This window comes from Frigoribacterium sp. PhB116 (genome assembly GCF_004364285.1).
GTDB lineage: Bacteria > Actinomycetota > Actinomycetes > Actinomycetales > Microbacteriaceae > Frigoribacterium.
In genome coordinates, this window is record NZ_SOBE01000002.1 from 999532 (window position 1) to 1012488 (window position 12957).

Genomic DNA, 12957 nt, shown 5'->3' on the forward strand with positions numbered 1-12957 from the left:
GACCTCCGAGTCTCGACTCCGGCCCCCGTCCTGCTCAGCAGGGCGGGGGCCGTTCTCGTCCTGCCTGCAGCCCGGACGCGACGGAGACCGGAGAGGCCGGCTCAGTACCAGTTGTTCCGGACGAAGAAGCCCCAGGCGCCGCACGGCGTGCCGTACCGGTCGGCGATGTAGCTGAGGCCCCAGTCGACCTGGGGTCGGTAGTTCGTCCGCCAGTCCAGCCCTGCTGAGGCCATGAGGCTCCCCGGGTTCGCCTGCGGGATGCCGTACGTGCCGCTCGTGGGGTTCTGCGCGTTCGTCCGCCAGCCCGACTCCTTGTTCCAGAGCTGCACGAGGCACGTGTACTCGGACCCCGTGCCGATCTTGGACGCCGCGTAGGCCTTCGCGCCCGCCGGGTCGTTGACGACGCCGGCCGGGGGAGCAGGAGCAGGAGCAGGGGCAGGAACAGGGGCTGGCGCGGGCGCAGGTGCGGGCGCCGGCGCTGGCGCGGGCGCTGGGGCCGGTGCCGGTGCCGGCACGACGGCAGGCGGTGCCGTCGTCCCGGCTCCGCTGCCGCTCGAGGCGGCTCCCCGGTCCGCCGCTGCGGCGCCCGCCTGCTCGGTGCTGGCGCGGACCGCCGCGTCCCGCCGGGCCGTGCGCTCGGCGTCGGGGGTGCTCTGCCGCAGCGCGGCGAGACGCGAGTAGAGCTCGTCGGTGCGGCTCGTCGCCGACGCGACCGCGCCGTCGGCCGCGGCCTGGGCGGAGGAGGCGGCCGACGCCTCCTGCGCCGCCTCCGTCGCGAGGCGCTCGCGTTCCGCGCGTGCGGCCTCCGACTGGTCGCGGAGCGAGGCGAGCTCGTTGCTGCTCGTCGTGGCGTCCGCCAGCACGACCTGCCAGCGGTCCCCCAGCTGGGTGAGGGTGCCGAGCTGGCGCAGCACCTCGTCCGGGTGGTCCGAGCCGAGCAGCACGCTGGTCGTCGACGCGCCGCTGCCGGCTCGGGCCAGGTGCGCGGCGAGCTGTCCCGCCTGCCGGTGGGCTGCCTCCTCGGTCGACTCGGCCTCGGCGGACCGCGTGTCGAGCTGGTCCGAGAGAGCCGCAGCCGCAGCGAGGGCGTCGGAGGCCCGGGTGCTCGCGCCCTCGGCGACCACGGCGCGCTCGCTCGCGTCGGCGGCGCCGGCCTCCAGCTCGTCGAGCGAGCCGACGACCGTGTCGATCTGCTGCTGCACCGACGCGGCGTCCCCGGTCGGCGCCTCCCCGGCGACGGCGGGCAGGCCGGGGGCGAGCACGAGCACGGCCGAGCAGGCGACCGCGGTCGCGATCGCGGCCGCGGAGGTCGCGCGCGTCCCGGCCGCGCGCGTCCTGGCGGGGCGCGGGCGGCGAGGAGCGTGCATCCGTCGACCCTAGCCGGGGCTCCGGCCCGGGGCGCCGCCCCGAGAGAGGGTCGCCTCCCTGGTCGCCGAGGGGCCGGGTGCTACCATCGCCCTCGGAGCAGGCCGGTCTGGCTGCTGGTCGCCGGTGGTGACAGGCGGAACGCCCCGACACGTGCACGCAGGAGAGTCCCGGGCACGGGGTCGCGGGGCGGGTCCGACCGTTTCTTCCGCTGACCAGACGTGCCGCCGCCTCCGTCGCGTTGCTGCACGTGCGTGTCCTCACGCCGTCCTCGCCGCCCGCTCCCGATGCACATCGATGCCCACACGGGGCCTCGATGCAAAACAAAGAGGAGTAGCCCCCACATGGAGGGTCCAGAGATCAAGTTCGGCGAAGCCGTCCTCGACAACGGCAAGTTCGGCAAGCGCACCATCCGATTCGAGACCGGCCGTCTCGCCCAGCAGGCTCAGGGAGCCGTCGCTGCGTACCTCGACGAGGACACCATGCTCCTCTCGGCCACCAGCGCGAGCAAGAAGCCGAAGGACAACTTCGACTTCTTCCCGCTGACCATCGACGTCGAAGAGCGCTCGTACGCCGCGGGCAAGATCCCCGGCTCGTTCTTCCGTCGCGAGGGTCGCCCCTCCACCGAGGCGATCCTCGTCTGCCGTCTCATCGACCGGCCCCTGCGCCCCTCGTTCGTCGAGGGTCTCCGCAACGAGGTCCAGGTCGTCATCACCGTGCTGAGCATCGCGCCCGACGAGTTCTACGACGCACTGGCCATCAACGCCGCCAGCGCCTCGACCCAGATCTCGGGCCTGCCCTTCTCCGGCCCGATCGCCGGCGTGCGCCTCGCGCTCATCGGCGACCAGTGGGTCGCGTTCCCCAAGGCCTCGCAGCTCGAGGAGGCCGTCTTCGACCTCACCGTCGCCGGTCGTGTCGTCACCGACGCCGCGGGCAACGAGGACGTCGCCATCATGATGGTCGAGGCCGAGGCCACCGAGCACGCCTGGGGCCTCATCCAGGGCGGCGCCACCAAGCCCGACGAGGCCGTCGTGGCCCAGGGCCTCGAGGCGGCCAAGCCGTTCCTCAAGCAGCTCGTCGACGCGCAGTCGGCCATGGCCGCGCAGGCCTTCAAGGAGATCGCCGACTACCCGGTGTTCCTGCCCTACACGGACGAGGTCCTCGCGGCCGTCACCGAGGCTGCCGGCACCGAGCTCGCCGAGGTCTACAAGATCGCCGGCAAGACCGAGCGCCAGGACGCCGACGACGTGCTCAAGAGCAAGGTCAAGGACGCGATCTCGGCCAAGGTCGACGCGGGCGAGCTACCCGCCGAGGCCACCGGTCAGGTCTCCGCCGCCTACAAGTCGGCGACGAAGAAGGTCGTCCGCGACCGCATCCTCACCGAGCAGGTCCGCATGGACGGCCGCGGCCTCGCCGACATCCGTCCGCTCGACGCCGAGGTCCAGGTCATCCCGCGCGTGCACGGCTCCGCCATCTTCCAGCGCGGCGAGACCCAGATCATGGGCGTCACCACGCTGAACATGCTGAAGATGGAGCAGCAGATCGACTCGCTGAGCCCGGTCACCAAGAAGCGCTACCTGCACCACTACAACTTCCCGCCCTACTCGACCGGCGAGACCGGCCGTGTCGGTTCGCCGAAGCGTCGCGAGATCGGGCACGGCTTCCTCGCCGAGCGCGCCCTCGTGCCGGTGCTGCCGTCGCGTGAGGAGTTCCCCTACGCCATCCGTCAGGTGTCCGAGGCCCTCGGCTCCAACGGCTCGACGTCGATGGGCTCCGTCTGCGCCTCGACCCTGTCGCTGCTCAACGCCGGTGTGCCCCTGCGCGCGCCGGTCGCGGGCATCGCCATGGGCCTCGTGTCCGACGAGGTCGACGGCCAGACGCGCTACGCCGCGCTGACCGACATCCTCGGTGCTGAGGACGCCCTCGGCGACATGGACTTCAAGGTCGCCGGCACGTCCGAGTTCGTCACGGCCATCCAGCTCGACACGAAGCTCGACGGTCTGCCGACCGCCGTCCTCGACGCCGCCCTGAAGCAGGCCAAGGAGGCGCGCACCGCCATCCTGAGCGTGCTCAACTCGGCCATCGACGCGCCCGACGAGATGGCCCCGACCGCGCCCCGCGTGATCTCGGTCCAGATCCCGCAGGACAAGATCGGCGAGCTGATCGGCCCGAAGGGCAAGACGATCAACTCGATCCAGGACACCACCGGTGCCGACATCTCGATCGAGGAGGACGGCACGGTCTACATCGGCGCCGTCGACGGTCCCTCGGCCGAGGCCGCCCGCGCCCAGGTGAACGCGATCGCGAACCCGACCAACCCCGAGATCGGCGAGCAGTTCCTCGGGACGGTCGTCAAGATCGCGTCGTTCGGCGCCTTCGTCTCGCTCCTCCCCGGCAAGGACGGCCTGCTGCACATCAGCGAGGTCCGCAAGCTGGCCGGCGGCAAGCGCGTCGAGGCCGTCGAGGACGTCCTCGGGGTCGGACAGAAGATCCTGGTGGAGATCACCAAGATCGACGACCGCGGCAAGCTGTCGCTGGCGCCCGTCGTCGCCGAGGAGGCGGACACCGACTCGAGCGGTGCCGCCGAGCAGTCGAACGACGAGTCCGTCGAGGTCTAGTCCTCGATCGGCAGCCAGCCGGAGCGCCCGTCCCGACCACGTCGGGGCGGGCGCTCCGTCGTCCCGTGGCAGCCCCCGAACTCGGGGTGCCGGATCTCGTAACGATCGGGTGCGGCGGCAGGCGCGCGGCGGCCTCAGCACGTACGCTTGCACCAGGAGCGAGCACGGTGCTCCCGGGCCATCTCAGGCGGCACATCGAGGTGGTCGTCCGGCGTACCCCCGCGACGATCCTCCGAGGATCGTGCCGCGAGGGGCCGGCACCTCGACCGCACGACGCCACGACCACGAAGGGCACGGAGTGACGAACACGTCGGCGGGCATCCCCGGTCCCACCACGCCCTCCGCACCTCCTGTCGACTTCCCTGCGCGCCTCCCCGAGACCGTCGGAGACGCGACCGTGCCCGTCGACCTCGGCATCATCCAGCCCCGACGTCGACTCGGGGTCTCCGACCTTCGGGTCTTCCCCGTCGCGCTCGGCGGCAACGTCTTCGGCTGGACGGCCGACCAGACCGACACCATGTCGGTCCTCGACGCCTACTACGACCACGGCGGCAACTTCGTCGACACGGCGGACAGCTACGCCGGCGGCCGCAGCGAGGTCATGATCGGCTCGTGGATGCGCTCGCGCCGATCGCGCGACGACATGGTCGTCTCGACCAAGGTCGGCAAGGGCGCGGACGCTCCCGGGCTCTCGCCGCGCTCGATCGAGCGCGCCGTCGAGGCGTCCCTCGAGCGCCTGGGCACCGACCACATCGACCTGTTGTACCTGCACGTCGACGACACCGAGGTCGCCTTCGAGCGCACGCTGCTCGCCGTCGACCACCTCATCCGCGCCGGCAAGGTCCGCTGGTTCGGCGGGTCGCACCACTCGGGCAACCGGCTCTACGAGGCGCGCATCGCCGCCGGCATGCTCGGCGTGGCCCCGATGGTGGCCCTGCAGAACCAGTACAGCCTCATGCACCGCACCGAGTACGAGAAGGGCCTGGCACGCGTCGCCGCTCAGCTGCGCCTCGGGGTCATGCCCCGGTTCGCCCTGGCCGGCGGGTTCCTCACCGGCAAGTACCGCTCGCGCTCCGACTTCGCCGGCACGAAGCGCGGCCGCGGGGTCTCCGGCTACCTGACGAAGAAGGGGCTGCGCGTGCTGCACGAGCTCGACAGCGTCGCCTCGGCGCACGAGGTCTCGACGGCGGCCGTTGCCCTGGCCTGGCTCCTGGCCAAGCCTCACGTCGTGGCGCCCGTGGCGAGCGCCACGAACGCCAAGCAGGTCGTCGAGCTCGCGCAGGCGGCCACGGTGAAGCTCACGCGCACCCAGGTGCTCGAGCTGGACCGCGTGTCCGCGTAGCGAACGATCAGCCCGGCGCGTCTCCGTCTGGCGGAACGATCAGCCCGGTCCGTGCGACGGGCCTGGTCAGCCCGACGGGCCGGATCTGTTCGACGGGCCCGGAGGCACCGGCGGGCTAGGCCGGCAGGAGGCGCTCGGCCGTCCGGCGGAGCGCCGCGGACGCCGCGATGGCGTCGCCGCAGTACGCGCCGACGAGCGCACCGTCGAGCGCCAGCAGGAAGTCGTCGGCCGCGTCGCCGGGCATCGGGTGGTCGGCGTCCTTGAACAGCTCGACGAGAGCGTCGGTGAGCCACTCCTGGTGCTCGGCCACGGCGGCGCGGACGGGGTGGGTCGGGTCGCTGAACTCGGCGGCGGCGTTCGCGAAGGCCGAGCCGCGGAAGCGAGGCGACTGCAGCGACGCGACGACCTCGTCGACGACCGCGAGGACGGTCGCGGCGCCGCCCGGGGACGCGGCGACGACGGTCTCGAGCCCGGCGACGGCACGCTCGTGCCTCACGCGGAGGTACTCGAGCACGAGGGTGTCCTTCGCGCCGAAGTGCTTGTAGAACGTGGCCTTCGTCACGGACGCCTCGGCGATGAGGCGGTCGACGCCGACGACGCGGACGCCCTCGTCGTAGAAGAGCCGGTCGGCCGTCGTCAGCACGCGGTCCCGGGCGCCGGGCGTCGTCTGGTCGGCACGGGGCCGCCCCGGGAGACGCTGGACGGCCGGAGGGGGGGAATCGACCGTCACAGCGTGGCTCCTCGAGGCATATCGGCTTGGAGCAGCGCGGGGGACGTCTGCTCCGGGCCGCCGGATGACCTCCGACCAGCCGCCGACGACGAGGCAGGGGGGTGTCCCGTCGACGGTTCCCCGACTCTACCACCGCGGAGGACAGACTGAACCGTCTGTTTGTCCGCACGGCCGTCCCCCAGTTCGGGTGCCACTGCCGACGGTCGGGTGGTGCCGAGGTGCGGTCCCGTAGGCTCGACGCGATGAACGGCCCGGTCTCCCTCCCACTCGACTCGGTCGAGCTCTCCTTCCGCGCGACGGGCGACGCACTCGTGCGGCGCACCCTCCTCCCGACGGGCGTCCGCGTCCTCACCGAGCAGATGCCCGGGGCCCGCAGCGCGACCGTCGGCTTCTGGGTCGCCGTGGGCTCCCGCGACGAGCAGCCCGGCGAGCGCGGCTCCACGCACTTCCTCGAGCACCTCCTCTTCAAGGGGACGGCGACGCGCTCCGCGCTCGACATCGCGGTCGCCTTCGAGTCGGTCGGCGGCGAGCACAACGCCGCCACCGCGAAGGAGTACACCTGCTACTACGCCCGGGTGCGCGACGTCGACCTGGACGACGCCGTCGACGTCCTCGCCGACATGCTCACGTCCTCCGCCCTCGAGCCCGGCGAGTTCGAGACCGAGCGGGGCGTGATCCTCGAGGAGCTCGCGATGGCGGACGACGACCCCGCGGACGTGGCCGGCGAGCGCCTGTTCGAGTCCGTCTTCGGCGAGCACCCGCTGGGGCGCCCGATCGGAGGATCGCCCGAGAGCATCAAGGAGGCGCGGCGCGACGACGTGCACGCGCACTACCTGGCGAACTACCGGCCCCGCGACCTCGTCGTCACGATCGCCGGAGCCGTCGACCACGACCACGTCGTCGAGCGGCTCCAGCAGGCGCTCGCGAGGTCGCCGTGGTCGACCGAGGCAGCCGCTCCCGTGCCCCGACGCTCGACCGAGCTCGTCGTGCCGACGCCCAGCGAGCCGACCCTCGTCGTGCGCCGCCCCCTCGAGCAGGCCACGGTCCTGCTGGGCATGCCGGGCATCTCCGCCTCCGACGACCGCCGCCCGGCCCTCGCCGTCCTCAACTCGGTCCTGGGAGGCGGCATGTCGTCCCGCCTGTTCCAGGAGATCCGCGAACGGCGCGGCCTGGCCTACTCGGTCTACTCGTTCGCCCCGAGCTACTCCGACGCCGGGCTGTTCGGCCTCTACGCCGGCTGCACGCCGAGCAACGTCGAGATGGTGGGGCAGCTCATGCTCGACGAGCTCGACCGCGTCGCCGACTCGGGCGTCACCGAGCTCGAGCGGGAGCGGGCGCTCGGCCAGCTCGGCGGCGCCGCCGCCCTCGCGCTCGAGGACAGCGACACCCGCATGAACCGCCTCGGCCGGGCCGAGCTGTCGACCGGAGAGTTCGTCGACCTCGACGCCTCCCTCGCCCGGCTCGGGCGCGTCGGCCTCGACGACGTGCGCGACCTCGCTCGCGAGCTCCGGTCCGGTCCCCTCTCGACCGTGGTCGTGGGCGACGTCGACGGATCCTCCTTCACGCCCCCGACGACGACGTCGGCGGCGGTCACCCCATGAGTCAGGAGACGACGGTGTCCCACTACCTGTACCTGGTCCGGCACGGCGAGCAACAGGACGCCGAGCACGGGCTCCCCGACGGCCCGCTGTCCGAGCGCGGCAAGCGACAGGCGCGCCTCCTCGCCGAGCGGCTCGGTGGAGTCCCGTTCTCCGCCGCCTGGCACTCCCCGCTCGAGCGGGCGGCCGAGACGGCGCGCATCATGACGGAGCGGCTCCCCGCCCTCGAGTCGCAGCCGTCCACCCTGCTCTTCGACTGCGTGCCCTCGGGCCCGACGGCCGACATGCCGTCCGCCTACAAGCCGTTCTTCGGCGGCGTCACCGAGGACGAGATCGAGGCGGGCCAGGCGCAGATGGCCGACGCGGTGTCCGAGTGGCTGACGCCCTCCCGCGAGGATCGCCACGACCTGCTCATCACGCACAACTTCGTCATCGGGTGGTTCGTGCGCGAGGTCTTCGGGGCTCCCGACTGGCGCTGGATGGGCGTGAACCAGGCCAACGCCGGCCTGACCATCATCCGTGTCCGCTCGGCGAAGCCGCCGGAGCTCGTGACGCACAACGACCTGGGCCACCTGCCCGTCGAGCTGCGCACCGGCCTGCCGGTCGAGCAGCCGATCTAGCTGACGGGCTCGCGGGGCGCCACGGGCTTGGCGAACCAGGTCGTCGCGTTCGGGTTGTCGTTGTACGGCTCGACCTCGCGGTAGCCGGTCGCCCGGTAGAGCGCCCCGGCCGCCAGCAGGCTCTCGTTCGTGTCGAGGACGACCAGGTCCGCGCCCAGGTCGGCAGCCACCTCCTCGAGCGCGGCCATCAGCAGGCGACCGAGCCCTCGCCCGCGGGCCTCGGGGCGCACGTAGACGTGCTTGACCTCGTACCGCACCAGCCCCTCCTCGGTCGGGGCGATGCGGCGGACGCCGCCGCAGGCGAGGGCGTGCGCCGTGCCTGGCTCGGCTGATCCGGCGTCCGCGTCCTCGTCGTCCTCGACGACGAGGAACGACCCGGCCGGGGGAGTGAAGGTCGCGTCCGACGGCGACGCGGTGCGGTAGCTGCCCTTCCCCGAGGGGAAGGTCTCCCGGCGCTCGGCGAAGTACGCCTCGAGCAGGTCGGCGGCGGCGGGGGACGACACGGGGACGGCACGGAACCGGGGCATGCGCACCATGCTAGGTCGGGCGGGCCCCCCGGGCGCCGCCGGGTAGCCTGGAGCCCATGACCACCCAGATCGCCGTCGTCGGAGCCACGGGCACGCTCGGCTCGTTCGTCGTCGACCTCGTCCGGCGCACCCCCGGCCTCGAGCTGCACGCCGGCCTCTCCTCCCGCGACGACCTCGACGACGTGCGCGGCGCCGACCTCGTGGTCGACGTGACGCACCCGGCCGTCAGCCCGGGCATCGTCGAGCACGTCGTCCGGGCGGGCCTGCCCGTCCTGGTCGGCACCTCCGGCTGGAACGCCGAGCGGGTGGCCAAGCTCCGCACCGTCGTCGCCGACGTCGGCGGCCCCGGCGTCCTGGTCGTCCCGAACTTCTCCCTCGGCTCCGTCCTCGCGACGCGGTTCGCCACGATGGCGGCCCGCTTCTACGAGAGCGTCGAGATCGTGGAGGCGCACCACCAGGGCAAGGTCGACTCGCCCTCGGGCACGGCCGTCCGCACCGCCGAGCTCATCGCCGAGGCGCGCCGCGAGCTGGGCCCGGTCTCCGCCCCCTTCTCCGACCAGCGCGCTCGCGGCCAGCAGGTCGCCAGCGTCCCGGTGCACAGCATGCGCCTCCGCGGCGTCGTCGCGAAGCAGGAGGTCGTCTTCGGGGGCGAGGGCGAGACGCTCACCCTGACGCACGACACGATCTCGCAGCGCGCCTACGAGCAGGGGCTGCTCGTCGCCATGGCCGAGGCGCCCCGGGTCGAGGGCGTCGTCGTGGGGCTCGACAGCGTGCTGCCGCTCGACTGATGAAGGGCCGCACCGCGGCGCTCGTCATGGCGCTGTTCCTCCTCCTGTACGTCGTCCTCGTCGCGCAGCGCGCGTACCTCTTCGTCATGACCGGCGAGCCCGTGGCCGTCGTGCTCGGCGTGGCGCTGCTCGTGCTGCCGGTCCTCGGGATCTTCGCCCTGGTCGCCGAGCTGCGCTTCGGGGTGCACACGCAGCAGATGGTGCGCGAGCTCGAGGAGGCGGGCGAGCTGCCGGTGGACGAGGTCCCGCGCCGTGCCTCGGGCCGGTACGAACGCGCCGCCGCCGACGCGGCGTTCCCGCGCTGGGCCCAGGCAGTCGATGACGCCCCCGACGACTGGCGTACCTGGTTCCGGCTCGGCCTGGCCTACGACGCGTGCGGCGACCGCAGGCGGGCCCGACAGGCCGTCCGCAAGGCGTCGCGGATGCGGTCCGCGGCCTAGCGGCTGGCGACGAGCGCGTCGACCGCCTGGTCGACCGTGCGGTGACGGAAGGCGAAGCCGTCCGCGAGCAGCGCCTCCGGCACGACCTGCTGGCTGGGCAGCAGCATCTCACGACCCGCCTCCTGCATCGCCGTGCTGATGACGACCTCGGGCACCGTCAGCGCGTAGGGGCGTCCCAGGTCCTTGGCGAGCCGTCGCGTCAGGGCGTCGCTGGTCGCGGGCGTGGGGCCGGCGAGGTTGACGGGGCCGCTCAGGCTCGACGTCAGCAGGTGCACGATGGCCGCGGCCTCGTCGTGCAGGCTGATCCAGGGCCAGAACTGGTCGCCCGTGCCGAGGCGCGAGCCGAGGCCGAGCTTCGTGAGGGGCAGCAGCGGGGCCATGGCGCCGCCGGGGCCCACGACGACCCCGGTGCGCAGGTGGACGACACGGGTGGCGTCGGGCGTCGGGGCGGTCGCCGCCTCCCAGTCGGCGACGACGTCGCTGAGGAAGCCGCTGCCGCGGGGGCTCTGCTCGGTCAGGCGCTCGCCCGGGCGGTCGCCGTAGATGCCCACGGCCGAGCCGCTGAGGAACACTGCGGGCGGCCGCTCGGCGCCGGCCATGCCGTGCGCCAACGTGGCGGTGGCCGTCACACGCGAGTCGCGGATCTCGCGCTTGTAGGCGGCGGTCCAGGGCAGCCGGCCGAGGGAGGCGCCGCTCAGGTTAACGACGGCGTCCGCCCGGTCGAGCAGGGTTCGGTCGACGATGCCGGCCGCGGGCACCCACGTCGCCTCGCCCTCGTCGCGGGCCTCGCGCCGGACGAGCGCGACGACCGTGTGGCCCGCGGCCACCAGCTGACGTCGGAGCTCGGTGCCGACCAGGCCGGAGGCGCCGGAGACGAGGACGGTGAGGGAGTCGGCGGTCATGGGCCCGGTCTTTCTCGAGGAGGTGCGGCGCAGGGGAGCTGCGCCTCCCCGGGAGCGTAGCCGCGCCTCCTGCCGGTCGCCCGGGCACCGGCCCCCGGGCCTTGGCTGCCGCCGATCGAGGCTCGTCGGTGGTCGGAGGTAGAGTCGTCGCCGTGACTGATGCCGACGCCGTGACCCCCGCCTCCTCGTCTCCCGAGACCGCCGCCGACCCCGTCGAGTTCCGCAGCGACGTCACGGTCGAGCTGGTCCGCTCGAGCGCGCACGACTCCGACGTCCTCTTCGCGGCGCGCGTCTCGACGATGGGCGAGCAGACGCTCGAGGGCGCCCAGGCCTCGGCCGACGGGGCCCAGGCGACCAAGGGCGCCGGCCTGATCAACTACCTCATGCGCGACCGGCACGGCTCGCCATTCGAGCACAACTCGATGACGTTCTACGTGCAGGCGCCGATCTTCGTGTTCCGCGAGTTCATGCGGCACCGCATGGCGAGCTACAACGAAGAGAGCGGTCGCTACCGCGAGCTCAACCCCGTCTTCTACGTCCCCGCCGCGACCCGCAACCTGCAGCAGGTGGGCAAGCCCGGCGCCTACGACTTCCTGCCCGGCACGCCCGAGCAGAGCGAGCTCGTCCGGTCCGAGACCGAGCGCACCTCCCGCGAGGCCTACGCGGCCTACAAGCGCATGCTCGACGAGGGCATCGCCCGCGAGGTCGCCCGCATCGTCCTGCCCCTGAACATCTACTCGTCGATGTACGTCACCGTGAACGCGCGGTCCCTGATGAACTTCCTCAGCCTCCGCACGAAGCGCGAGGGCACGCACTTCCCGTCGTTCCCGCAGCGCGAGATCGAGATGTGCGCCGAGAAGATGGAGGACATCTGGGCCGAGCTCATGCCCCTCACCTACGCCGCCTTCGGCACGAACGGCCGCGTCGCCCCCTGACCGGGTCGACGCTGACCCTCCGAGGGGCGATCCGCGCGGGGCGAGACAGTACGCTGGTCGACGTGTCGAACATCAGCAACCCCTTCGGGCAGGTCCTCGTCGCTCTCGTCACCCCCTTCACCGCCGACGGCGAGGTCGACTGGCCGGCGGTCGAGAAGCACATCGACGACTGCGTCTCGGCCGGTGCCGACGGCATCGTCGTCACGGGCACGACCGGCGAGACCAGCACCCTGACCGACCCCGAGAAGCTCAAGCTCGTCGAGGTCGGCAAGTCGGTCGCCGCGGGGCGCGCCAAGATCATCACGGGCGGCGGCTCGAACGAGACCGCCCACGCCATCCAGCTGTACAAGGCCAGCGAGAAGGCCGGCGCCGACGGCGTCATGATCGTCACGCCGTACTACAACAAGCCCACGCAGGCCGGCGTCCTCACGCACTTCCGCATGATCGCCGACGCGACCGACCTGCCGGTCATCCTCTACGACATCCCCGGCCGAACGGGCATCCCGATCAAGTACGAGACGCTGCTCCGTGCTGCGAAGCACCCGAACATCGTCGCCGTCAAGGACGCGAAGGGCGACTTCGCCGAGGTCAGCCGCGTCATCAACCAGACCGACCTGCTCTACTTCTCGGGCGACGACGCGAACGTGCTGCCGCACCTGGCGATCGGCGCCTCCGGCCTCATCGGCGTGACGGCGAACATCGTGTCCGCGCCGTACCGCACCATGATCGACGCCGTGAACGCAGGCGACCTGCACACGGCCACGGCGGCGCACCAGATGCTCGAGCCGCTGGTGCGCGCCGTCATGACGCACGTGCCCGGCACGGTGGCGGCAAAGTACATCCTGCACGGCCTCGGCCGCATCTCCAGCCCCCGCGTCCGCTTGCCGCTCGTCGGCCCGGAGGACAGCGAGGCGGCGCTCATCGAGGACGAGCTCTCGCACGTCGGCGACATCCCCGGGCTCGACCTCAGCCGCTTCCGCCCCGACCGCAACGCGGCGGCCGGCGGCGCCCTGCCCAAGGTGCACGGCACCACGCGCTGACCACGCGGCACGCCGCTGGCCGTGCCGACGGCTCGGCGCGCGGGTCGACAGA

12 protein-coding genes are annotated in these 12957 nt (G+C 72.7%); 8 read left to right on the forward strand and 4 right to left on the reverse strand.

The genetic code is table 11. The features are described 5' to 3' along the window. Positions 1-101 precede the first annotated feature (101 nt). Positions 102-1367: a hypothetical protein gene (locus EDF20_RS15910; protein ID WP_133738669.1), complete on the reverse strand. Its 1266-nt coding sequence runs from the start codon at positions 1365-1367 to the stop codon at positions 102-104. A gap of 342 nt (positions 1368-1709) precedes the next feature. On the opposite strand from EDF20_RS15910, the gene EDF20_RS11135 reads away from it, so the two are divergent. Further along, a complete protein-coding gene (locus EDF20_RS11135) occupies positions 1710-3983 on the forward strand; it encodes a polyribonucleotide nucleotidyltransferase (protein WP_123548687.1) in 2274 nt (757 codons plus the stop codon). A 298-nt stretch (positions 3984-4281) separates the two neighbouring features. Next, positions 4282-5325 carry an aldo/keto reductase gene (locus tag EDF20_RS11140; protein ID WP_233569199.1) on the forward strand — a complete coding sequence of 348 codons (1044 nt, stop codon included), beginning with the start codon at positions 4282-4284 and terminating at the stop codon, positions 5323-5325. A 115-nt stretch (positions 5326-5440) separates the two neighbouring features. Here the strand turns inward: EDF20_RS11140 and EDF20_RS11145 are convergent, their stop codons facing one another. Beyond that, positions 5441-6055: a TetR/AcrR family transcriptional regulator gene (locus tag EDF20_RS11145; protein ID WP_123548688.1), complete on the reverse strand. Its 615-nt coding sequence runs from the start codon at positions 6053-6055 to the stop codon at positions 5441-5443. Between the two features lie 242 nt (positions 6056-6297). Here EDF20_RS11145 and EDF20_RS11150 point away from each other — a divergent pair, with 242 nt between their 5' ends. Beyond that, positions 6298-7656 carry a pitrilysin family protein gene (locus EDF20_RS11150; RefSeq protein ID WP_133738670.1) on the forward strand — a complete coding sequence of 453 codons (1359 nt, stop codon included), beginning with the start codon at positions 6298-6300 and terminating at the stop codon, positions 7654-7656. A gap of 14 nt (positions 7657-7670) precedes the next feature. Further along, a complete protein-coding gene (locus tag EDF20_RS11155; RefSeq protein WP_123548739.1) occupies positions 7671-8273 on the forward strand; it encodes a histidine phosphatase family protein in 603 nt (200 codons plus the stop codon). On the opposite strand, the gene EDF20_RS11160 is transcribed toward EDF20_RS11155, so the two are convergent. Continuing rightward, positions 8270-8800: a GNAT family N-acetyltransferase gene (locus tag EDF20_RS11160; RefSeq protein ID WP_133738671.1), complete on the reverse strand. Its 531-nt coding sequence runs from the start codon at positions 8798-8800 to the stop codon at positions 8270-8272. The two genes, EDF20_RS11155 and EDF20_RS11160, sit on opposite strands and share 4 nt — an antisense overlap. Positions 8801-8856: 56 nt before the next feature. On the opposite strand from EDF20_RS11160, the gene dapB reads away from it, so the two are divergent. Beyond that, positions 8857-9588, forward strand: coding sequence for a 4-hydroxy-tetrahydrodipicolinate reductase (dapB, locus tag EDF20_RS11165; RefSeq protein WP_133738672.1), 732 nt, complete (start codon positions 8857-8859; stop codon positions 9586-9588). Further along, positions 9588-10028, forward strand: coding sequence for a hypothetical protein (locus EDF20_RS11170; protein WP_133738673.1), 441 nt, complete (start codon positions 9588-9590; stop codon positions 10026-10028). The genes dapB and EDF20_RS11170 overlap by 1 nt, the downstream gene beginning before the upstream one ends. Here EDF20_RS11170 and EDF20_RS11175 read toward each other — a convergent pair. Then, positions 10025-10930: a TIGR01777 family oxidoreductase gene (locus EDF20_RS11175; RefSeq protein ID WP_133738674.1), complete on the reverse strand. Its 906-nt coding sequence runs from the start codon at positions 10928-10930 to the stop codon at positions 10025-10027. The two genes, EDF20_RS11170 and EDF20_RS11175, sit on opposite strands and share 4 nt — an antisense overlap. Before the next feature lie 152 nt (positions 10931-11082). Here EDF20_RS11175 and thyX point away from each other — a divergent pair, with 152 nt between their 5' ends. Then, positions 11083-11865, forward strand: coding sequence for an FAD-dependent thymidylate synthase (gene thyX / locus EDF20_RS11180; RefSeq protein ID WP_243833450.1), 783 nt, complete (start codon positions 11083-11085; stop codon positions 11863-11865). 62 nt (positions 11866-11927) lie between these two features. Continuing rightward, positions 11928-12905, forward strand: coding sequence for a 4-hydroxy-tetrahydrodipicolinate synthase (gene dapA, locus EDF20_RS11185; protein WP_123548693.1), 978 nt, complete (start codon positions 11928-11930; stop codon positions 12903-12905). Positions 12906-12957: the final 52 nt, after the last annotated feature.

What these genes read in the sequence shown, in the direction of transcription:
- EDF20_RS11160 (WP_133738671.1), bottom strand. Translation starts at nt 8,800, where the DNA reads ATGCCCCGGTTCCGTGCCGTCCCCGTGTCGTCCCCCGCCGCCGCCGAC.
- EDF20_RS11150 (WP_133738670.1), top strand. Translation starts at nt 6,298, where the DNA reads ATGAACGGCCCGGTCTCCCTCCCACTCGACTCGGTCGAGCTCTCCTTC.
- EDF20_RS11175 (WP_133738674.1), bottom strand. Translation starts at nt 10,930, where the DNA reads ATGACCGCCGACTCCCTCACCGTCCTCGTCTCCGGCGCCTCCGGCCTG.
- EDF20_RS11135 (WP_123548687.1), top strand. Translation starts at nt 1,710, where the DNA reads ATGGAGGGTCCAGAGATCAAGTTCGGCGAAGCCGTCCTCGACAACGGC.
- EDF20_RS11170 (WP_133738673.1), top strand. Translation starts at nt 9,588, where the DNA reads ATGAAGGGCCGCACCGCGGCGCTCGTCATGGCGCTGTTCCTCCTCCTG.
- EDF20_RS15910 (WP_133738669.1), bottom strand. Translation starts at nt 1,367, where the DNA reads ATGCACGCTCCTCGCCGCCCGCGCCCCGCCAGGACGCGCGCGGCCGGG.
- dapB (WP_133738672.1), top strand. Translation starts at nt 8,857, where the DNA reads ATGACCACCCAGATCGCCGTCGTCGGAGCCACGGGCACGCTCGGCTCG.